General features: G+C 71.9%; 19 protein-coding genes. 11 read left to right on the forward strand and 8 right to left on the reverse strand.

Features of this window, described 5'->3' with window-relative positions:
- Positions 1 to 15 precede the first annotated feature (15 nt).
- Entirely contained in the window at positions 16 to 1,017 is a 1,002-nt protein-coding gene (locus tag ABD901_RS19670) for a zinc-binding alcohol dehydrogenase family protein (RefSeq protein WP_345128537.1), read from the forward strand.
- A 17-nt stretch (positions 1,018 to 1,034) separates the two neighbouring features.
- Here the strand turns inward: ABD901_RS19670 and ABD901_RS19675 are convergent, their stop codons facing one another.
- Genes ABD901_RS19675 through ABD901_RS19690 form a run of 4 tightly spaced genes read right to left on the reverse strand, consistent with a single transcriptional unit; the run spans position 1,035 to position 3,799 of the window.
- Positions 1,035 to 1,853: a universal stress protein gene (locus tag ABD901_RS19675; protein WP_345128538.1), complete on the reverse strand. Its 819-nt coding sequence runs from the start codon at positions 1,851 to 1,853 to the stop codon at positions 1,035 to 1,037.
- Between the two features lie 44 nt (positions 1,854 to 1,897).
- Entirely contained in the window at positions 1,898 to 2,284 is a 387-nt protein-coding gene (locus ABD901_RS19680) for an MmcQ/YjbR family DNA-binding protein (protein ID WP_345128539.1), read from the reverse strand.
- Positions 2,285 to 2,299: 15 nt separating this feature from the next.
- A complete protein-coding gene (locus tag ABD901_RS19685) occupies positions 2,300 to 3,424 on the reverse strand; it encodes a DUF1996 domain-containing protein (protein ID WP_345128540.1) in 1,125 nt (374 codons plus the stop codon).
- A 51-nt stretch (positions 3,425 to 3,475) separates the two neighbouring features.
- A complete protein-coding gene (locus tag ABD901_RS19690) occupies positions 3,476 to 3,799 on the reverse strand; it encodes a hypothetical protein (protein WP_345128541.1) in 324 nt (107 codons plus the stop codon).
- 171 nt (positions 3,800 to 3,970) lie between these two features.
- Here ABD901_RS19690 and ABD901_RS19695 point away from each other — a divergent pair, with 171 nt between their 5' ends.
- Positions 3,971 to 4,567: a pentapeptide repeat-containing protein gene (locus ABD901_RS19695; protein WP_345128542.1), complete on the forward strand. Its 597-nt coding sequence runs from the start codon at positions 3,971 to 3,973 to the stop codon at positions 4,565 to 4,567.
- On the opposite strand, the gene ABD901_RS19700 is transcribed toward ABD901_RS19695, so the two are convergent.
- Positions 4,564 to 6,054, reverse strand: a complete 1,491-nt coding sequence (locus ABD901_RS19700; protein ID WP_345128543.1) for a long-chain-fatty-acid--CoA ligase — start codon at positions 6,052 to 6,054, stop codon at positions 4,564 to 4,566. The two genes, ABD901_RS19695 and ABD901_RS19700, sit on opposite strands and share 4 nt — an antisense overlap.
- A gap of 140 nt (positions 6,055 to 6,194) precedes the next feature.
- Here ABD901_RS19700 and ABD901_RS19705 point away from each other — a divergent pair, with 140 nt between their 5' ends.
- On the forward strand, positions 6,195 to 7,058 hold the full coding sequence (locus ABD901_RS19705; RefSeq protein ID WP_345128544.1) for an NAD(P)-dependent oxidoreductase: 864 nt from the start codon (positions 6,195 to 6,197) through the stop codon (positions 7,056 to 7,058).
- Here the strand turns inward: ABD901_RS19705 and ABD901_RS19710 are convergent.
- Positions 7,055 to 7,336 (reverse strand): hypothetical protein, encoded by a 282-nt coding sequence (locus tag ABD901_RS19710; RefSeq protein ID WP_345128545.1) that lies wholly within the window; start codon positions 7,334 to 7,336, stop codon positions 7,055 to 7,057. The genes ABD901_RS19705 and ABD901_RS19710 overlap by 4 nt on opposite strands.
- Before the next feature lie 255 nt (positions 7,337 to 7,591).
- Between ABD901_RS19710 and ABD901_RS19715 the strand changes: the two genes are divergently transcribed.
- Positions 7,592 to 8,257 carry an RraA family protein gene (locus tag ABD901_RS19715; RefSeq protein ID WP_345128546.1) on the forward strand — a complete coding sequence of 222 codons (666 nt, stop codon included), beginning with the start codon at positions 7,592 to 7,594 and terminating at the stop codon, positions 8,255 to 8,257.
- Between the two features lie 106 nt (positions 8,258 to 8,363).
- On the opposite strand, the gene ABD901_RS19720 is transcribed toward ABD901_RS19715, so the two are convergent.
- Complete coding sequence (locus tag ABD901_RS19720) at positions 8,364 to 10,544, reverse strand: RICIN domain-containing protein (protein ID WP_345128547.1); 2,181 nt, start codon at positions 10,542 to 10,544, stop codon at positions 8,364 to 8,366.
- Between the two features lie 121 nt (positions 10,545 to 10,665).
- Here ABD901_RS19720 and ABD901_RS19725 point away from each other — a divergent pair, with 121 nt between their 5' ends.
- The 7 genes from ABD901_RS19725 to ABD901_RS19755 all read left to right on the forward strand — a co-directional run bounded on the left by ABD901_RS19725 (position 10,666) and on the right by ABD901_RS19755 (position 18,554).
- Complete coding sequence (locus ABD901_RS19725; RefSeq protein ID WP_345128548.1) at positions 10,666 to 11,739, forward strand: LacI family DNA-binding transcriptional regulator; 1,074 nt, start codon at positions 10,666 to 10,668, stop codon at positions 11,737 to 11,739.
- A 194-nt stretch (positions 11,740 to 11,933) separates the two neighbouring features.
- Positions 11,934 to 13,253: an ABC transporter substrate-binding protein gene (locus tag ABD901_RS19730; protein ID WP_345128549.1), complete on the forward strand. Its 1,320-nt coding sequence runs from the start codon at positions 11,934 to 11,936 to the stop codon at positions 13,251 to 13,253.
- Between the two features lie 70 nt (positions 13,254 to 13,323).
- A complete protein-coding gene (locus ABD901_RS19735) occupies positions 13,324 to 14,202 on the forward strand; it encodes a carbohydrate ABC transporter permease (RefSeq protein ID WP_345128550.1) in 879 nt (292 codons plus the stop codon).
- Entirely contained in the window at positions 14,199 to 15,056 is an 858-nt protein-coding gene (locus tag ABD901_RS19740; protein WP_345128551.1) for a carbohydrate ABC transporter permease, read from the forward strand. The genes ABD901_RS19735 and ABD901_RS19740 overlap by 4 nt, the downstream gene beginning before the upstream one ends.
- Before the next feature lie 4 nt (positions 15,057 to 15,060).
- Entirely contained in the window at positions 15,061 to 17,145 is a 2,085-nt protein-coding gene (locus tag ABD901_RS19745; protein ID WP_345128552.1) for a beta-galactosidase, read from the forward strand.
- Between the two features lie 243 nt (positions 17,146 to 17,388).
- Positions 17,389 to 17,886: a SigE family RNA polymerase sigma factor gene (locus ABD901_RS19750; RefSeq protein ID WP_345128553.1), complete on the forward strand. Its 498-nt coding sequence runs from the start codon at positions 17,389 to 17,391 to the stop codon at positions 17,884 to 17,886.
- On the forward strand, positions 17,883 to 18,554 hold the full coding sequence (locus tag ABD901_RS19755) for a hypothetical protein (RefSeq protein WP_345128554.1): 672 nt from the start codon (positions 17,883 to 17,885) through the stop codon (positions 18,552 to 18,554). The genes ABD901_RS19750 and ABD901_RS19755 overlap by 4 nt, the downstream gene beginning before the upstream one ends.
- 46 nt (positions 18,555 to 18,600) lie before the next feature.
- Here ABD901_RS19755 and ABD901_RS19760 read toward each other — a convergent pair whose 3' ends face one another.
- Positions 18,601 to 19,353, reverse strand: coding sequence for an NPP1 family protein (locus ABD901_RS19760; protein WP_345128555.1), 753 nt, complete (start codon positions 19,351 to 19,353; stop codon positions 18,601 to 18,603).
- Positions 19,354 to 19,405: the final 52 nt, after the last annotated feature.

Below are 19,405 nucleotides of genomic sequence, written 5' to 3' on the forward strand. Positions count from 1 at the left end.
GGCAACAATCGCCGCATGGAGACGATGACGGCGTGGCGGGTCGAGCGGCCCGGCCCGATCGCGACCCATCCCCTGCAGCGGGTGAGCCTGCCCGTGCCCGAGCCGGCCGACGACGAGATCCTCGTCCGGGTGCGCGCCTGCGGGGTCTGCCGCACGGACCTGCACCTGGCCGAGGGTGACCTGCCGCCGCACCGCCCCGGCACGGTGCCCGGCCACGAGGTCGTCGGCACCGTCGAGCGCACCGGCGCCGCGGTGACCGACCCGCCGCCGGGCACCCGCGTCGGCGTCGCCTGGCTGCGGTGGACCGACGGCGTGTGCCGCTACTGCCGGCGGGGCGCGGAGAACCTGTGCCCGCACTCGCGGTACACCGGCTGGGACGCCGACGGCGGCTACGCCCAGTTCTGCGTCGCACCCGCCGCCTACGTCTACCGCCTGCCGGCCGGCTACGGCGACGAGGAGGTCGCGCCGCTGCTGTGCGCCGGGATCGTCGGCTACCGGGCGCTGCGCCGCGCCGACCTGCCGCCCGGCGGCCGCCTCGGCATCTACGGCTTCGGCGCCTCGGCCCACCTCGTCGCGCAGGTCGCGATCGCCGAGGGCGCCACCGTCCACGTGGTCACCCGCTCGCCGGAGGACCGGGAGCTGGCCCTGTCGCTCGGCGCCGCGTCCGCCGTCGGCGACGCCCCGCCGGAGCCGCTGGACGCCGCGATCCTCTTCGCCCCGGTCGGCACCCTGGTCCCGCCGGCCCTGGCCGCGCTGGACCGCGGCGGCACGCTCGCGGTCGCCGGCATCCACCTCACCGACATCCCGCCGCTGCACTACCAGGAGCACCTGTTCCAGGAGCGCAGCCTGCGCAGCGTCACCGCGAACACCCGCCACGACGGCCGCGAGTTCCTCGCCCTGGCCGCGCACCACCGGCTGCGGGTCACCACCACCGCCTACCCGCTCGCCGAGGCCGACCGGGCGCTGGCCGACCTCGACGCGGACCGCTACTCGGGCGCGGCGGTGCTGGTGCCCTGACCCGCCTCCTTGACGGCCTACTTGACCACGGCCACCGGGCAGGCGCAGTGGTGGATGGCGGCCTGGCTCACCGAGCCCAGCAGCAGCCCCGCGAAGCCGCCCCGGCCGCGGGAGCCGACGACGAGCAGCTCCGCGCCCGCCGACCGGTCGGCGAGGGCCTCGGCCGGCCGGCCGTGCACGCCGTGGTAGCGCACGTCGACGTCCGGGTACTTCTCGGCCCAGCGGCTCGTCGTCTCCACCAGCCCGCGCTGCTCCTCGTCGCGGTCGTAGGCGTGCAGCGCGGTCAGCCCCGTGCCGCGGAACTCCGCCTCCTCGAACCCGAACTCCAGCGCCCGCTCGGCCTCGTGCGACCCGTCGATGCCGACGACGATCCGCCCCGCCTCCAGCCCGGCCGGCCGATCGGCGCGGCGCACGATGACGGCCGGGCACGCGGCGTGCGCGGCCAGGGCGACCCCGACGGAGCCGAGCATCAGCCCGGCGAACCCGCCGCGCCCCCGGTTGCCGACGACCACGACCGACGCGGGCTCCGAGGCGGCGATGAGCGACGCCGCCGGCTGCCCGACCGGCATCTGCGTCTCGATCTGCAGCCCTCGCGCCCCGACCCGCGCCCGCTCCTCGGCCTCCTTCAGGATCTCCGCGGCGGCCTCCTGCATCCCGGACTCGTAGGGCGCCGCCACGTGCGAGGCGATCGGCGCGTACATCGTCGGCCACACGTACGCATGCACGATGCGGAGCGCCTTCTGGCGGTGCAGGGCGTCCTTGGCCGCCCACTCGACGGCCCGCTGTCCCTCCGGCGACCCGTCGACGCCGACGACCACTGGCATTTCGCTACCCATCGCAGACCTCCTCGCCCGGTCTGGTCGTCCCCCTACCTCCAGCGTTACGCGGCGAGGTATGCGTCGGCGAGAGCCTGCGGTGCGCGCGAGAGCCAGCCGTCCTCGAGGGCTTCCTCGAGATCCCGCGGTTGTACCTCCTGGAGCTGGATCAACACCGCGGAGTACCCGTCGAAATGGGGAATCGTGAAGAAGCCCAGCCGGCCGGCGGCGAGCACCGCCTCCTTCTCGGCCAGGTCGGCGACCATGACCGCGAGGATGTCACCCGCCGGCGGCTCGGCGTCGCCGAAGCGCTTCACGTCGGCCTTGCTGAACGGCCGCTCCCACGCGAACGCCTTCCCGCGCACCGACCAGCTGCGGTTGCCGCGCCGCTCGTCCTCGACGGTCTCGGGCAGCCGGCGCGCGAGCTCGGCCGCCTCGTCCAGCGTCACCATGCCGAAACGGTACGCCTACTTCTGGTACCCGTTGTTGTCGCAGGTCCGCCGCTGCTGGACACAGTCCTTGGTCCGCTTGTTCATGGTGTCGACGTCCCACACCACGAACGCGTCGCCGTGCATCGACGAGGCGCTCTTGCCGGTCGGGTCGGAGGACAGGTAGTACCCCGCGGTCGTGCCCTTGGCGCCGTACTGGATGTCGAACGTGATCGCCGGGATCTTCACCGGATGGCTGGCCGGGCAGGCGTTGCCGGACCCGAACGCGACGTGGTCCTTGTGGTTGGGGCTGTCCAGGTTCTTGCCGTCCCAGCAGTCCGGGAACTGCAGCATGAAGTGCAGCGTCGCGTCGCCGCCGCAGATCGGCCAGTTGCCGTTGCTGCTGCGCGCGATCCCGTCGAGGTCGCCGGGCCCGTAGAACGCGCAGTAGAACTGCCCCTTGGCCCCGCGCGGCGTGGGCTGCGTCTTCTTGGCGTCCCCGGCGATCATCCGCAGCCCGGTCGGCATCGGCATCTGCCCGCTCGAGTTGCTCATCAGCGACCGGTAGTACACCCGGAACCCGGTCGTCTCCACGGGCTTGCCGGTCGCGGCGTCGAAGAGCGTCGGCACCCAGTAGGCGGAGTGGTCCTGCACCGGCTTGCAGGTCGTCGCCGTGAACTTCTGCAGGTCGCCGACCTGGGTACCGGCGCCGGTGGCCTTGTTGCCGACGAACGAGTGCATGTGCGATGCGCCCGGCAGCCCGGGGAAGACGATCGGGTCGTCCGCCGCCGAGTGGCTGTACTGGCAGTCGGCCCGGAACTCCGGCAGGTTCCCCACGCCGGCCGGCACCGGGTCGATCGCGAGCGCCTTGTACGCGTCGACCTGCGCCTTCCACGCCGCCTGATCCACGGGGACCCACCCCGTAGCCGGCGCCTTCGGCGCGGCAGCGCCCGACGGCGCCGCGGAGCCCTGCGCGCCCAGCCCGGCGTCGCCGGATCCGTCCGCCTGCCCAGCCTGCCCAGCCTGCCCAGCCGACGGCGAGCCGCCCGCGCTGCCGGATGCACCGGGGGTGCCGCCGTCGCCGGAGCAGCCGGCCGTGAAGGCGAGCCCCGCGGCCAGCAGGCCGGCCAATACGCGCTTGCCCATGATCAGTCGACGCAGCACGCGCGAATCGTAGACGCCGTCACCCGCGCCCGGAACGCTTCTAATCGGGGTTTAAGACAGCGGAAACGATGAGCCGGCAAGGATGTACCACGACAGGCAGCAGAACCCCGCGATGCCGATGCCCCACCCGAGCCACAGGCGCGTGGAGAGATCCGAGCGCCCACGCCCCGACAACACCCAGGCGGCGATCCCGACGCCGATGAGGATCGCGATCTCGGCGCCGATCGCGGGCCGGACGCCATAGCCCAGCGCGTCCAGCTCGGCGTCGGGCGGCGAGAGGAGGAACACGCCGGCGACGTAGGCAACGCCCGTGACGAAATGCGCGAACAACCCGATGACGATGGCGGTGGCCTGCTCGGTCTCCTCGCTGTCCACGGCGAGAGAATCTCACAACCGGGCGGCCCCGAAATGCCCGTGCGGCAAGGGATTCCGGCTGCCGGCCGAGTCGACCGCCGGTGTTCATCCGGCGCTCACGTTGCCCGCTGCTCCCTCTGCGCATGAGGAGCCCGCCGATCGCCGCGCGAGCGGGCCGAACCATACTGGGGCATGGCGACCCGACGAGCGCAGCGGCGAGCGGTCAAGCTGGACTGGCTGGCGGGCGAGAACCGCGGCCTGGAGCACGCCGACGCCCGCTTCGACGGCGCGGACCTGACCGAGGCGGTGCTCGCCGAGTCGGCGTTCCACCGTTGCGAGTTCGTCGGCGCGCGGTTCAACTGCGCGCGGCTGAGCGAGGTCGAGCTCGTCGACTGCGTGTTCAGCGGGTGCAACTTCTTCGACGCCGAGCTCGAGGGCTGCCGGCTGGCTGGGAGCGTGTTCGACCGGTGCTCGTTCAGCGGTACCGTCGTGACCGGCGGCGACTGGTCGGACGTGCGCCTGGCGGGGGCCGACCTGACCCTCGCCGAGTTCACGGACCTGCGCATGACGGGCGCGGACCTGAGCGCGGCCCGCTGCGGCGGTGCGGTGTTCACCGGCGTGGACCTCGCCAACGCCCGCCTGGCCGGCGCCGACTTTGCCGGCGCCGACCTTCGCCGCAGCATCCTGACCGCGTTCGACCCGCGGGTGGTGGAGCTGCGCTCGGCGATCATCACCGCGGACCAGGCCGTCGACCTCGCGATGGCCCTGGACCTCGCCATCCGCGACTAGAGGCTGAAGGTCCGGCGTAGCTCGCGCTTGAGGACCTTGTGGCTGGGGCCCAGCGGGAGCGCGTCGGTGAAGCGGACCTCGCGCGGGTACTTGTGCCGGCCGAGGCGCTCCTTCGACCACTCGATCAGCTCCTCGGCGGTGAGCGTCCCGTCGGCGACGACGACGGCGCAGATCTCCTCGCCGTGCACCGGGTGCGGCACGCCGATGACGGCGACCTGCACGACCCCGGGGTGGCGGGCCAGGGCCTCCTCGACCTCGCGCGGGTACACGTTGAACCCGCCCCGGATCACGATGTCCTTCTTGCGGTCGACGATCGTGATGAACCCGTCCTCGTCCTTCGTGCCCAGGTCGCCGGAGCGGAACCAGCCGTCGACGATGGCCTGGGCGGTGTCCTCGGGGCGGTTGAGGTACCCCGCGAACACGTTGTGGCCGCGGATGACGATCTCGCCGAGCTCGCCGGCGGGGAGCAGCTCGATGCGCTCCTCGATCTCCGGCCGGGCGATCTCGACCTCGACGCCCCAGACCGCGTGGCCGATGGTGCCGGCGCGCGTGCCGAAGTGGGGCTGGTTGGTGGTGGCGGTCGGTGACGTCTCCGACAGGCCGTACCCCTCGAAGATGGACGTCGAGAACGCGGCGTTGAACTTCTCTAGCACGGCGACGGGCAGCGCGGCGCCGCCGGAGATGCACAGCCGCAGGCGCGGCAGCTCGCTGCGGCCCTCGGCGGCGGCGAGCAGGGCGAGGTACATCGTCGGCACTCCGTGAAAGACCGTCACCTTCTCGCGGACCATGAGCTCCAGCGCGGCCTCGCCGGTGAAGCGGGCCAGCATGACGAGGGTGGCGCCGAGGCGGAAGGCGCCGTTCATCCCGACCGTCTGGCCGAACGTGTGGAACAGCGGCAGGCAGCCGAGCACGACGTCCTCGCTGCGCGCGTCGTTCGCGTCGAACACGTTGACCATCGAGTTCATGACCAGGTTGAGGTGCGTGAGCACGGCGCCCTTGGGCTCGCCGGTGGTGCCGCTGGTGTAGAGCACGACGGCCGGGTCCTCCGGCGCCCGCGAGGCGTAGGAGCGCAGCGGCTCGGCCTGCAGCAGGTCGGCCGGCGCGACGACCGGGATGCCGGCCGCCTCGGCCGCGGCCGCGCCCATCGCGGCCTGGCTCGGGTGGCAGACCAGCAGGCGGGCGCCGCTGTCCTTCAGGGTGTACGCCGCCTCGTCGGCGGTCAGCAGCAGGTGGACGGGTACGACGACGGCACCGAGGGCGAGCGCGCCGTAGTAGGCCCGCGGGAAGTCCACCACGTTGGGGATCTGCAGGGCCACCCGGTCGCCGGGGCGCACGCCGAGCGCGTGCAGGGCGGACGCGCACGTCAGCGCCTCGTGCCAGAGGTCGCGGTACGTCACGCGCTGGGTGCCGTCCACGACGGCGATCTTTCCGGGGTACCGCCGGGCCGACTCGGCGAGGATCGCGGCGAGGGACAGGGTCGCGCTCATGGCGTCCAAACTAACGCTGCAAGTTTTTCGGCGCTACCTTCTATTTGCACTGCGACTGCACTAATCTTCGCCGCCATGGTGTGGTCTGGACCTGGACCTCCTCAGCGCGTAAGGCCGCGCGCGGCGGGTAGAGCGCCGCCATGGACATCGCGGTACTCGGTATGGGGAACATGGGCCGCTCGATCGCGCGCCGGCTGCTGGGCGCCGGGCACGGGGTGACCGTCTGGAACCGCACGGAGGGCAAGGCCACCGAGATGGTGTACGCCGGTGCCCGGGAGGAGCGCGCCGTCGCCGACGCCGTGCGCGGCGCCGAGGCCGTGGTCACGATGCTGGCCAACGACGAAGCCGTGCGCTCGGTGGCGCTGGGCCAGCTGCGCCCGGTCATCGGCCCGGAAACGGTGTACGTGAACTGCTCGACGGTGTCGCCGGCACTCAGCACGGAGCTGGCCGCCGCTTTCCCGCAGCGGTTCCTGGCGCTGCCGATCATCGGCGCCCCGGCGGCGGTCGGCAGCGGCACCGCGACGCTGCTCGCCGGCGGCCACCGCGACGTGCTGGACCGGGTGAGCCCGCTGGTCTCCTCGCTGTCCGGGACGGTCCGGCTGTACGACACCCCGGCCCTGGCCATCGCGGCGAAGCTCGCCACCAACATGCTGCTGCTGTCGGAGGTCGTCGCCCTGGCCGAGTCCTTCGCCGTCGGCCGCGCCGGCGGCCTGCGCGACGACCAGCTGCGCGAGCTGCTCGGCGTCAGCCCGCTCGTCGGACCCGGCCTGCAGAACCGCTTCGAGGACCTGCTCACCGGCGCCGAGGAGGGCTGGTGGAGCACGGTGCTCGGTGCGAAGGACGCGGCCCTGGCCATCGAGGTCGCCCGCGAGTCCGGCGCCGACCTGCCGGTGGCGGACACGGTGCGCGGGATGTACGAGCGGGCCGCGATATCGGGCCTCAATGAGGCGGACATCGCCGCCGTCGGCCGGTTGTACCGGACCCCGGCCGGAAGCCGCGGCTAAGGGTTCGGCGCGCCGTCCCGTGCCGCGGTGGCCAGGGCGATGAACTGGCGGAACCGCTCGAACGTCGACGCGTCCATGTTCAGGTGCACCCCGCCCATGACGTCCTTGCCGACGAGGGTGCCGACCTGCACCTTGTACACGTCGCCGCGGGGCTTCACATAGACGCCCATGAACGCGACGTGGAACCGCATCGGCTCGCGCATGCCGCGGTGGAAGATGTCCAGCACGCGGCCGTCGAGCATCAGGATGTGGTCGTCGTGGAGGAACTCGGTCGGCATCGGATCAAGATATGGGTACGCCCGGGTCTCCCCGGCCGTACTGTCGCGTTTCAGAAACGCCTCCGGAACGGCAGCCGGCATCAGAACGGCGGCACGTCCGGATCCCCCTGCGGCGGCCGAACGCGTCCGGCGGCGGCATCGTCATGGCCCGCGCCGCCGCGAGCTTGTCCGCGATCCGCCCGATCCGCGCGTCGCTCATGCCCACCCCAGGTCCGCGTCCACGCCGGACAGTATGCCCGCGGTACGGTCCTCGTTGTGACCGTTGATCTCGACGCCGTCCGTCGCCTCGCCGCCGAGGTCGACACCACCGCCATCTGCGACACCGCCCGCGACACCCGCGTCATGTCGCCGGCGCTGCAATGCCGCTCGGCCAACCCGGTGCTGTGCGGCCCGGCGGTGACGGTGCGCTGCCGCGACGACTTCCTCGGCGTCATCCAGGCGATCGACGTCGCCAACTTCGGCGACGTGCTGGTCGTCGACGGTGGCGGCCGGGAGACCGCGCTGGCCGGCGAGCTGTTCGCCCGCGCCGCCCTGGCCAAGGGCCTGGCCGGCATCATCGTCGACGGCGGCTATCGGGACCTGCGGTACGTTGCCGGGTGCCCGCTGCCGGTGTACAGCCGCCACATCACCCCGATGGCCGGCACCACCTTGCGCCCGGCCAAGGTCGGCGAGCCGGTGTCGTGCGGCGGCGTGGTGGTACACGGCGGCGACATCGTCATCGCCGACCACGACGGCATCGTGGTGCTCGACCCGGCCACGGCTCAGACCCGGCTCACGGCGGCCGCCGAGGTGATGGCGGCGGAGGCCCGGGTCGTGGAGCGCCTGTCGGCGGGCGCGGCGCTGAGCGACTGCATCAACCTCGCCGAGCACGTCGCCCGCCTCGACCAGGGAGAGCCCTCGCGCCTGCGCTTCACCCTCTGACAGTGCGGACCGCTCATGTCGAGCTGGCCGGCATCCGCGGCCGGCGGCCCGCGTGACCGGGTCCGGGCAGTGGGTCTGCCCGGACCCCGCACGCGTTGCTGATCGATCAGGCCGGGGTCCAGCGCTGGTTCGCGGCGCCCGTGCACGTCCACAGGATCACGGCGCTGCCGTTGGCGGTGAGGTTGGCGTTGACGTCGAGGCACAGGCCGGACGACACGCTGCTGACGGTGCCGTTCGCGTTGAGGTTCCAGCGCTGGTTCGTGCCGCCGTTGCAGTCCCAGATCTGTACCTTCGTGCCGGCCGTGGCGCCGGTCGGGGCGTCCAGGCACTTGCCGAGGGCGCGCAGCGTCTGGCCGTTGAGGTTCCAGCGCTGGTTGGCGCCGCCGTTGCAGTCCCAGACGCCGGGCTGGGTGCCGTTGGCGGTGGTGCCGTACAGCACGTCCAGGCAGCGGCCCGACGCCGCGCCGACCAGCGGGGTGCTCAGGCCGGCGCTGCCGTCGAAGCCGACGAGCTGCCAGTCCTGCGAGCCGTCGGTGGCCGCGTTCTGCAGCGTCAGCGGTGCGCCCGCCGACGCGCCGGTCAGGTAGACGGCGGGGTTGGCCGCCGACATGAAGCGCAGGTACCCGTCGGCGGTCGTCACCAGCCGCCACAACCCGGCGGCGGTGTTGTCGACCCATTGGCCGATGCGCTGTCCGGCGGTGGCGTTGCCGCCCCAGATCGCCGCGGCCCGCCCGCCGGACTTGTTCAGCAGCGTCACGCCGCCGTCGGGCTTGCCGATGACGCGCCAGTACTGCGTGTCCGCGTTCGTCGCCGCACCCGCCGCCTCGAGCGCCACGTCGGGCACGTCGGCGTTGCCGAGGTTGGCGTCGTTGACGTGGCCGCCGGTGCCGATGACCTGGCCGGTCTTGCGGTTGACGATGCGGTGGTACGGTCCGGCCGAGTTGCCGAGGTCGACCTCGGCGTACACGATCGTCGACACCCCGCGGTTGGCGAGGACGGCGATGCGGCCGGTGCCCTGCACGTAGGTGAGGTTGCGGCTGTACGCGCCCGGCGCCGTCGTCTGGAACTCCGTCCACACGCCGTCGCTGCGGCCGCTGGCGTTCACCCACACGTTGCCGCTCCCGGCCGCGTTGTAGACCAGGCGGCCGTCGGTCAGGCGGACCAGGACCGGGCTGCCGCCCGTCGCGAGGCCGTGCGAGCCCGCGGCGACCGGCAGTGAGGTGACGCCGGTGCCGGTGTTGCCGCCGACGCTCCAGAAGTTCAGCGGGCTCGTGGAGATCTTGTATCGGACGTTGTCGCCGCCGCCTCCCCAGTTCTCGTACGTGAGCATCCATTTGCCGTCGGCCGTCGGCACGACGTTGGCCATGCCGGGGCGGCCGCCGCCGAGCGTCTGGCCGGTGAGGCCGGACACGTCGATGACGGGTGCGCTCCAGGCCGCGCTCGTGCCGTTCCAGGTGCGGTGCACGAGGACCTGGCTGATCGGGTCGGCGGCGGTGGTGTTGGCCGGGTCGAGGGCCGGGATCCCGGTCTGGGCGTTGTAGCCGGTGTACTCGTTCTCGTCGGAGTAGTAGGCGACGAGCTGGCCGTTGTAGACCATCAGGTACGGCTCCCAGACGGGGTCGACCTGGCGGTAGGTGTTCGCGGCCGCGACGTTGGCGCCGGGTGCGCCGGCGCTGCCGCCCTGCCAGCCGCCGGTGGCGATGATGTTGCGGAAGGCCCACGTGGCGCCCTGGTCGGTGCTGGAGTACAGCGCGAGCGCCAGGTCCCGGCGGTCGCCGTCGTTGCTCGGCGTCCAGTTCGGGTCGGCCGCCTTGTGCTCGGTGTAGTAGGCGTCCTCGCCGGACACGATGCTCGCCAGCAGCAGCGTGCCCGCCGCCAGGTTGCCCACGGCCTGCGGGAGCACGTACAGGTACGGGTTGGTCCAGTTGCTGGTGTACTTCGCGACCTGCGGATCGCTTGCGAGGTAGGCCGGCGCCTTCACCTCGGACAGCGCCTGCCAGGTGGCGCCGTTGTCGTCGCTCTTGTACACCGGCAGGGTCTCCCCGGTCGCGCCGCCGGTGGCGGCCACGACGGTCGCCTTCTCGAACGATGCGACGAGCCGCCCGCCGGGCAGTTGAGCCGCCTTCGGGTAGATCGCGCAGTTGCCGCGGCCCTTCAGGCAGGCCTGGGTGTCGGGGAGCTGGTAGATGACTCCGCCGGTGGGGGTGTAGGCGGATGCCGGCGCGCTCAGCAGCGTCGTTGCTGCGGCGAGGGTGACGAGTGCCGTGCCGAGTCTTCTCGGTGTCATGGGCGTTCTCTTCCGTGATGCGGCGGTAAGAGTTCGGGATGACTACGCAGTCAGGCGCCATGTCTACGTAGACATCGAACCAAAGTCAAGGGCTTGACTTTCCAGGGGTGACTACGTAGACATGGCATCGATTGGAGGGATCGTGGACGTGGTCAACGGGCGGGGACGCCGCCCCGGCGGTACCGATGTGGCGCGCCTGGCCGGCGTGTCGCAGAAGACGGTGTCCCGGGTGTTCAACAACGAGCCGAACGTGACGGAGGAGACCCGCGTGCGGGTCCTCGCCGCCGCCCAGGAGCTCGGCTACCGCCCCAACGGCGCCGCCCGGGCGCTGTTGACCGGCCGGACCCACCGCATCGGCGTGGTGTCGCTGGGCACGGCGCATTTCGGCCCGTCGTCGCTGCTCGTGGCCCTCGAACGCGAGGCCCGGCGGATCAACTACTCGCTGAGCATCGCCAACACGTTCGAGGAGGACGCCAGCGGGCTGGCGGCGGCCGTGGACAACCTGCTCGTGCAGGGCGTCGACGCGGTCATCCTGTCCGAGCCGGTCGACGACGGGGGAGAGCCGCTCACGGTGGACGTGCCGGTGCTGACCCTCGGCGCCGCACCGGTGGTGCACGCGCCGACGGTGCTGGCCGTCCACGCGGCCGAGGGCGGCGACGCCGCCGCCGAGCTGACCCGCTACCTGCTCGGCCTCGGACACCGCACCGTGCACCACATCGCCGGGCCGCAGCGCTGGTGGGCGGCCCGCGAACGCCGCCAGAACTGGCACGACAGCCTGGTGGCCGCCGGCGCGGAGGTACCGCCGCTGCTCGAAGGTGACTGGACCGCCGCGAGCGGCTTCGAGCTCGCCCGGGCCCTCGCCGGCGACCCGGACGTCACGGCGATCTTCGCCGCGAACGACGAGATGGCCATCGGCGTGATCCACGCGCTGCACGCGGCCGGCCGGTCGGTGCCCGGCGACGTGAGCGTCGCCGGCTTCGACGACATCCCCATCGCCGCGCACGTGTGGCCGCCGCTGACGACGGTCAGCTCCGACAACGCCGAGCTGGCCGCCACGGGACTCGGCTACCTGGTCGAGTTCCTCAACGCGCCGGACACCCCGCCGGCGCCGCCACCGAAGCACGTGCATCGGCTGGTGCTGCGTGACTCCACCGCACCGCCGTCGCCGCGGAAGGGAGGCACGTCGGCGGTCTGACCGCTCGGCAGCAAGAATGCCGGCCGCGCCGCCAGACGGGGCGCGGCCGACGCAGAAGCCATCATCACTCCCGTTGCCGCGGGAGCCGCACCGACGCGCCGAGACGCCGTCGGTTCCGTTCGGAGGAACGATCTCCCATGTGGACTTCCACGCATCAGCTTAACCGCCGCAAGTTGTTAGCGCTCACAGTGGCCGTGACCTTGGCGGCCGTCACACTGTCCGGCTGCACCGGATCGTCGTCGGGCCCGGGCGCGGCCGCGACCGCTCCGGTCGGGCAGGCCGACATCGACAAGGCGATGAGCACACCGACCACGCTGACGTTCTGGACCTGGGTGCCGAACATCGACCGGGAGGTGGCGCTCTTCCAGCAGAAGTACCCGGCGATCAAGGTCAACGTCCAGAACGTCGGGCAGGGCACCGACGCCTACACGAAGCTGCGCACCGCCCTCAAGGCCGGCACGGGGGCTCCGGACCTGGCCCAGATCGAGTACCAGTACATCCCCACCTTCTCCATCACCAAGAGCCTCGTCGACCTGCGCCCGTACGGCGCCGCCGACAACAGGTCCAAGTTCGTGGACTGGACGTGGAGCCAGGTGACCGGCCCGGGCGGCGAGATCCTGGCCTACCCGCAGGACACCGGCCCGATGGGCATGCTGTACCGGCAGGACATCTTCGACAAGTACGGCATCACCGTGCCCAAGACCTGGGACGAGTTCGCCGCCGCGGCGCGCAAGCTGCACGCCGCCGACCCCAACGTGTTCCTCACGAACATGTCGGCCAACGAGACCGCCGGCTGGCACGGCCTGATGTGGCAGGCGGGATCGCGGCCGTACAGCGTGAACGGCACCACCGTCGGCCTGGCCGTCGACGACGCCGCGTCGAAGAAGGTCGCCGGCTACTGGGGCGGCCTGGCCAAGGACGGCGTGGTCAGCACCGACCCGGACTTCACCGACAACTGGTTCCAGGGCTTCAACTCCGGCAAGTACGCGACCTGGCTCACCGCGGCCTGGGGCCCGGTGTTCCTCAGCGGCAGCGCGAAGGGCACCGCCGGCAAGTGGCGCGCGGCCCCGCTGCCGCAGTGGGACGCCGGCAAGCAGGCGTCGGGCAACTGGGGCGGCTCGACGACCGCGGTCATCCAGGGCACGAAGAACCCGATCGCCGCGGCGAAGTTCGCCGAGTTCCTCAACACCGACCCGGACTCGACGAAGCTGTTCAACTCGGTGCAGAACTTTTTCCCGGCGACGAAGGCGCTGCTGTCCGACCCCGCCTTCGCCGGGCAGAAGTCGGCGTTCTTCGGCGACCAGGCCGTCAACCAGCTCTTCGCCGACATCAGCGGCACCGTCGACCAGGGCTTCCAGTGGCCGCCGTTCCTGGACCAGTCGGTGAAGGACTGGACGGAGACGGCCGGCAAGGCCCTCGCCGACAAGGGCGACGTCGCCGCGGCCACCGATCAGTGGCAGTCCCGCCTGACGACCTACGCCAAGGACCAGGGCTTCACCGTCGCCGCGGGCTGAACCCGCCGGCGCCTCCCGCGCCGCCGCGGGCGGGAGGCGCCGCACCTCCAGTCGTGAAATGAGCCTCGCCATGACCGTACGCACCGCGCACCGCCGCGCCGGATACGTCTTCGTCGCCCCGTTCCTCGCCTGTTTCCTGCTGCTGTTCCTGCTGCCGCTCGGCTACGCCGCCTACCTGAGCCTGTTCAAGGACCAGCTCGTCGGCGGCACCGTCTTCGTCGGGCTGGACAACTACGCGCGGGCCCTCGCCGATGAGCGGCTCATCGGCGGCGTGGGCAGGGTCGCGCTGTTCTTCCTCATCCAGGTGCCCACGATGCTGCTCATCGCCCTGGTCGCCGCCCTCGCGATCGACAGCGGGCTGCTGCGGCTGGCCAACACGATCCGGCTGGGCATCTTCGTGCCGTACGCGGTGCCCAGCGTCGTGGCCACGCTGATGTGGGGCTACCTGTACGGGCCGGACTTCGGGCCCCTCGCACAGCTCGGCGACCGGCTCGGGTTCGCCGCGCCCGACCTGCTCGGCGACGGGCTCATGCTGCCGGCGCTGGGCAACATCGTCACCTGGGAGTTTGTCGGCTACAACATGATCATCCTGTACGCCGCGCTGCGGACTGTACCCGCCGAGCAGTACGAGGCCGCCAAGGTCGACGGCGCAAACGCGTGGCGGATCGCGTGGCACATCAAGATTCCGGCGCTGCGGCCCGCCCTGCTGCTGTGCCTGATCTTCTCCGTCATCGGCAGCTTCCAGCTCTTCGCCGAGCCCAACCTGATCCAGCGCCTCGCGCCGACCGTCATCAGCTCGGCGTACACCCCGAACCTCTACGCCTACAGCCTGGCCTTCACCTCCCAGCAGGTGCCCTACGCCGCCGCCGTGTCGTTCCTGCTCGGGTTCGTCATCCTCGTCGTGTCGTACATCGTGCTGGCCGCCACCGGACGGAGGGGCCGCCGATGAGCCGGCCGCGGCGCAAGAGCAACCTGCTGACCCTGTCCATGCTGGCGCTGCTGGCCTACTTCGTCTTCCCGCTGTTCTGGCTCGTCGTCGCCGCGACCAAGACCACGGGCGACCTGTTCTCCACGTTCGGGCTGTGGTTCGGCCGCGACTTCGCCTTCTTCGACAACGTGCGGGCGACGTTCACGCACAACCACGGCGAGTACGCCCGCTGGCTGCTCAACAGCCTGCTGTACGCGGCCGTCAGCTCCGCCGGGGCCGCGGCGCTGGCCACGTTCGCCGGCTACGGCTTCGCCCGCTACGTCTTCCGCGGCCACCGCGCGCTGCTGGGCAGCGTGCTCGGCACGATCATGGTCCCGACCACCGCGCTGGCCATTCCCACCTACCTGCTGTTCAGCAAGGTCGGGCTGGTCAACACGCCGTGGGCGGTCATCCTGCCGTCGCTGGTGAGCCCGTTCGGGCTGTTCCTCATGTGGGTGTACGCCCGGGACGCGATCTCCGACAGCGTCCTGGAGGCCGCCCGCATCGACGGCGCCGGCGAGCTCGCGATCTTCTTCAAGGTCACGCTGCGCAGCCTGGCCCCCGGGTTCGTGACGGTGCTGCTGTTCACGCTCGTGGCCACCTGGAACAACTACTTCCTGCCGCTGATCATGCTCAACGACCCGCGGTACTACCCGATCACGGTCGGCCTCAGCTCCTGGTCGGCGCAGGCCGTCGGCGGCAGCGGCGCCAACGCCGACCTGCTCGCCTCCGTCGTCACCGGCTCGCTGCTGTCGATCATCCCGCTCATCGCCGCCTTCGTCCTGCTGCAGCGTTTCTGGCAGTCGGGCCTGTCGGCCGGCGCCGTCAAGGAGTAAGAACATGGCACCACGACTTCCCGCGACCGTCCTGTTCGGCGCCGCCTACTACCACGAGTACCGGCCGGCCGAACGCCTCGACACCGACCTGGACCGGATGGCCGACGCCGGCTTCACCGTCATCCGCGTCGGCGAGTCGGTGTGGTCGACCTGGGAACCGGAGAACAACCGGTTCGACCTCGACTGGCTCGAGCCGGTCCTCGACGGCGCACACGAGCGTGCCATCGCGGTCATCCTCGGCACCCCGACCTACGCCGTCCCGCCGTGGCTGGCCCGCCTGCACCCGGAGATCGCCGGCGAGCGCGGCACCGGCCGGCCCATCGCATGGGGCGCGCGGCAGGAGGCCGACTTCACCCACCCCGCTTTCCGGTACCACGCCGAGCGCGTCATCCGCCGCATCGTCGCCCGCTACGCAGGGCATCCGGCCGTCATCGGCTACCAGGTGGACAACGAGCCCGGCCTTGAGCTGCTGCACAACCACGCCGTGTTCCAGCGCTTCGTCGACCACCTGCGCCACACCTACGGCACCGTCGAGCGGCTCAACGAGGAGTGGGGCCTGGTCTACTGGTCGCACCGCCTGTCGACCTGGTCCGACCTGTGGCGGCCGGACGGCAACGCCCAGCCGCAGTACGAGCTGGCCTGGCGGCGCTTCCAGGCCCTGCAGACCGAGGAGCTCATCGCCTGGCAGGCCGAGGTCGTCCGGGAGTACGCCACGCCGGAGCAGTTCGTGACCACCTGCCTGGCCTACGACCGCCCGGCCTACGACGACCGGCGCCTGTCGGAGCACCTCGACGTGACCGCCGGCAACGCCTACTACGTCATGCAGGACGGCCTCGCCGTGCCCGACGAGCGCACACCGACGCAGACGTGGACGACGGACGGCACCTGGGCGCTGTACCTCAGCGCCGACCGTATGTACTCCTCGAAGCAGGCGCCGTTCCTGGTGACCGAGACCAACGCGTCGAGCATCGGCTTCTCGTGGGACAGCCGCCCCGCCTACGACGGGCAGTGGCGCCAGGCCGCCTGGGCCCTCGTCGCCCGCGGCGCCCGCATGATCGGCTACTGGCACTGGCACACGCTGCACTTCGGCACCGAGACGTACTGGGGCGGCATCCTGCCGCACAGCGGCCGCCCCGGGCGCACCTACACCGAGCTCGCCGAGCTCGGCCGTGAGCTGCGCATGGCGGGCGACCTCGTCGCGGACCTGACCCCCGACGCCGACGTCGCCGTCGTGTTCGACATGCCGACCCGTTGGATCATGCAGCGGTACCCGGCGCTGTCCCACCCCGACGGTACGCCCGACGAGCGCGCGTACCAGGGACTCGTCGAACCGTTCTACCGCGGCGCCTTCGACGCCGGCCTGCAGGTCCGCGTCCTGCACACCGCCCAGCTCGGCGATCCCGCGGCGCTCGCCCGCCGGCACCCGGTCATGGTCGCCTCCGGCCTCTACGTCGCCGGCGACGAAGCCCTGGACCTGCTGCGCGATTATGCCCTGGCCGGCGGCCACCTCATCCTCGGCCCGCGCACCGGCTACGCCGACGAGGAGGCCCGCGCCCGCGCCGACCGGATGCCGGCCCGGCTCAGCGCGGCCGCCGGCGTCTGGTACGACGAGTTCAGCACCGTCCACACGCCGATCGAGGTGACCTCGGCCGACCCGAGCCGGTTCGCCGCACCCGCCGGCGCCGCCGCCACCCGCTGGGTCGACGGGCTGCACGCCACCGACGCCACCGTCCTGGCCACCTACCGGCACCCGCACTTCGGCCGCTGGCCCGCCGTCACCACCCGCGCGGCGGGCAAGGGCCGGATCACCCACGTCGGTACGGTCCCCAACGTTGCCCTCGCCACGGCCCTGATGCAGTGGGCGGCGCCCGCGCGGGCCGCCTGGCGGGGCCTGCCCGCCTCCGTCACCTGCACCGGCGCCACCGCCGCCGGCGGACGGCGGCTGCGGTTCCTGCACAACTGGTCGTGGACGCCGGCCGCCGTCGCCGCGCCGGTGGACTGCCGCGACGTGCTGTCCGGCAAGCCCGTCCCGGCCGGAGGCCAGGTCGAGCTCGGCGCCTGGGACGTCCGCGTGCTCGTCGAGGAGTAGCTGTGGGCGGCTGGCGCGGCGGCTGCCGTGCTGCGGTAGGCAGTGACGCCCGGTGGGAGCCACCTGCCGCCGCGCCGACCCCGTTCAAGCCCACCATCAACCGCGGTGTGCGCGGACGGGACGGATCGAAGCTTGCGGTGAGTGCGCAATGTCGCAACGGTGTGTAACGCTGGCGAGGCCCATGACGCTCCGTGCAACCCTCTGCGGCGGTGCTGCCGTTGTACGGGAAAGAGAGGAGACCGCATGCGGCACGGCGATGCGGACGACTTCCGGGCGTACGTCGGCGCCCGGATGGATCGATGGCGGCGCACCGCATACCTGTTGTGCCAGGACTGGCACACCGCCGACGACATCGTGGCGATCCTCGTCGGGAAGCTCTACACGCACTGGAACCGGGCCTCGGTGGTCGAGAATCGCGACGCCTACGCGCAGCGGGCGCTCACGCGGGTCTGGCTCGACGAGCGGCGGCGCCCGTGGGCCCGCGAGCAGGTGCAGGAGCGGCTGCCCGAGACCGCACTGGAGCAGGTCGACGGCATCACCGAGCGGGACCGGCTCGGGCGGCTGCTCGCCTCGCTCGGCCCGCGGCAGCGCGCGGTCGTGGTGCTGCGGTTCTACCTCGACTACTCGGTGGAGGAGACGGCCGACGTCCTCGGCATCTCCGCGGGCACGGTGAAGAGCCAGTCGGCGCGGGCGCTCGAAGCGGTGCGCAGCCTCGCCGCGGCGATGGGGGAGACGCGATGACCCAGCAACTCTTTGACGACTTCATCGGTACCCCTCCGCCCAGCACGGTCGACGTCGAGTGGATCATGGCCGACCAGGATCGCACGCGTCGCCGCCGGCGATGGCTGGCCAGTGGCGGGGCGGCGGCGGGGGTCGCGACGGTGCTCGCGCTCGCGGCAGTCATGCCGGCGCCGCCGGGCGGGGACAACGCGCAGGCGACGATGACTTCGACGCCGGGCCCGACCTACCTGCCGTACCAGCGCGACTTTGATGCCTGGCTCGACCGCGAGCTCCCGGCGACGGTTCAGGGCCTGCACTGGTACCCAGGAGAGCCCGAGGGGCGCCAGACGGACGGGCCGGTGCATCAACGCGGGCCTTACACGTACCAGCGCCCGTTCACCTACGGCACCTGGGCCGGGACCGTCTACGTGGACACCAGGCTCCCAGAGGGGCTGTGCGATTCCCGGGGCCCGCAGGTGGCGTGCGCGGTGGTCGACCCGTTCGTGGGCGGAGTCGAATGCGCCGTGTACAACGTCGTCTCGATCGTCTGTGTGCCGCAGGGCCGCGACGTCGAGGTCACGCTGACGACCTCCGCGCGCCCGACGAGCGCACCGGCGCCGTTCGACATGGGGCTGCTCGTGCCGATGCTGGCGCGCCTCGCGTTGATCGTGCCCGAGATGCCCGAGTAGGGCGGGGGCCGCGAGGACCAGCCGGTCCTCGCGGCCGTGGCGGAGCTCAGCCCTGCGGGTCGAACGCGATCCCGGCGGGCTTGGACGCGGCGAGCAGCGACTCGAACCGCCCGTCGCTGATCTTGATCGTGGCGGCACCGAAGTCGGCGGTCATGAGCCGGTCGCGCAGCTCCGTGCTGGGCCACCCGTTCCAGTCCACCAGCGGGGGGTACCGCCAGTTGTGGTAGTGGTTCTCCGGCGGCTCGTCATTGCTGTTGGCGAGCCGGAAGAAGTGCGTCGACGCGCCGTCCTTGTGGTAGACGGTCTTGGGGTGGGACCCGTCGAAGCGCACCTGCGAGCGCGGGTACGTCACCTGGCTGCTGTGCTGCGTCGTGGTCACGTACTCGACCTGGTTGGTCGCCTGGTTGACCCAGGAGATGACGTGCTCCCAGTCGTGGCGGTGGCCGCCCCAGCTGACGCCGGGCAGCGCCTGGTCCTTCTCGAAGTAGCTGGCGTACACGATCGCGCACCAGCCGTTGTTGCACTTCGACCGGGCGTAGGTCTGCGACCGGTCGAGGTCGGACTGGTCGCGGCAGTTGCCGTTGAGGGCACCGGTGGGGTTGAGCCCCGGATTCAACGTGCCGGCAGGGCTGATGGCCGCGACGGCGTAGCAGCCGTCGGTGTCGTAGTCGTAGGCGGGCGAGAACGACTGCTCGTAGCCTCCCGCGTTCTGCGGCAGGTTGGGCAGCGAATCGGCGTAGGCCGCCGTCGCGGGCAGCAGGACCCCGATCGCGGCCCCAACGGCCACGACCCAGGACACGGCCCGACGACGCGGCGATGACACGTGTTCCAACGCTTACCTTTCGTGGATC

Source organism: Dactylosporangium darangshiense, assembly GCF_039537565.1.
Taxonomy (GTDB): Bacteria; Actinomycetota; Actinomycetes; order Mycobacteriales; family Micromonosporaceae; genus Dactylosporangium; species Dactylosporangium darangshiense.

What these genes read in the sequence shown, in the direction of transcription:
- ABD901_RS19670 (WP_345128537.1), top strand. Translation starts at nt 16, where the DNA reads ATGGAGACGATGACGGCGTGGCGGGTCGAGCGGCCCGGCCCGATCGCG.
- ABD901_RS19675 (WP_345128538.1), bottom strand. Translation starts at nt 1,853, where the DNA reads ATGGGTAGCGAAATGCCAGTGGTCGTCGGCGTCGACGGGTCGCCGGAG.
- ABD901_RS19680 (WP_345128539.1), bottom strand. Translation starts at nt 2,284, where the DNA reads ATGGTGACGCTGGACGAGGCGGCCGAGCTCGCGCGCCGGCTGCCCGAG.
- ABD901_RS19695 (WP_345128542.1), top strand. Translation starts at nt 3,971, where the DNA reads ATGGCGACCCGACGAGCGCAGCGGCGAGCGGTCAAGCTGGACTGGCTG.
- ABD901_RS19700 (WP_345128543.1), bottom strand. Translation starts at nt 6,054, where the DNA reads ATGAGCGCGACCCTGTCCCTCGCCGCGATCCTCGCCGAGTCGGCCCGG.
- ABD901_RS19705 (WP_345128544.1), top strand. Translation starts at nt 6,195, where the DNA reads ATGGACATCGCGGTACTCGGTATGGGGAACATGGGCCGCTCGATCGCG.
- ABD901_RS19710 (WP_345128545.1), bottom strand. Translation starts at nt 7,336, where the DNA reads ATGCCGACCGAGTTCCTCCACGACGACCACATCCTGATGCTCGACGGC.
- ABD901_RS19720 (WP_345128547.1), bottom strand. Translation starts at nt 10,544, where the DNA reads ATGACACCGAGAAGACTCGGCACGGCACTCGTCACCCTCGCCGCAGCA.
- ABD901_RS19725 (WP_345128548.1), top strand. Translation starts at nt 10,666, where the DNA reads ATGGCATCGATTGGAGGGATCGTGGACGTGGTCAACGGGCGGGGACGC.
- ABD901_RS19735 (WP_345128550.1), top strand. Translation starts at nt 13,324, where the DNA reads ATGACCGTACGCACCGCGCACCGCCGCGCCGGATACGTCTTCGTCGCC.
- ABD901_RS19740 (WP_345128551.1), top strand. Translation starts at nt 14,199, where the DNA reads ATGAGCCGGCCGCGGCGCAAGAGCAACCTGCTGACCCTGTCCATGCTG.
- ABD901_RS19745 (WP_345128552.1), top strand. Translation starts at nt 15,061, where the DNA reads ATGGCACCACGACTTCCCGCGACCGTCCTGTTCGGCGCCGCCTACTAC.
- ABD901_RS19750 (WP_345128553.1), top strand. Translation starts at nt 17,389, where the DNA reads ATGCGGCACGGCGATGCGGACGACTTCCGGGCGTACGTCGGCGCCCGG.
- ABD901_RS19755 (WP_345128554.1), top strand. Translation starts at nt 17,883, where the DNA reads ATGACCCAGCAACTCTTTGACGACTTCATCGGTACCCCTCCGCCCAGC.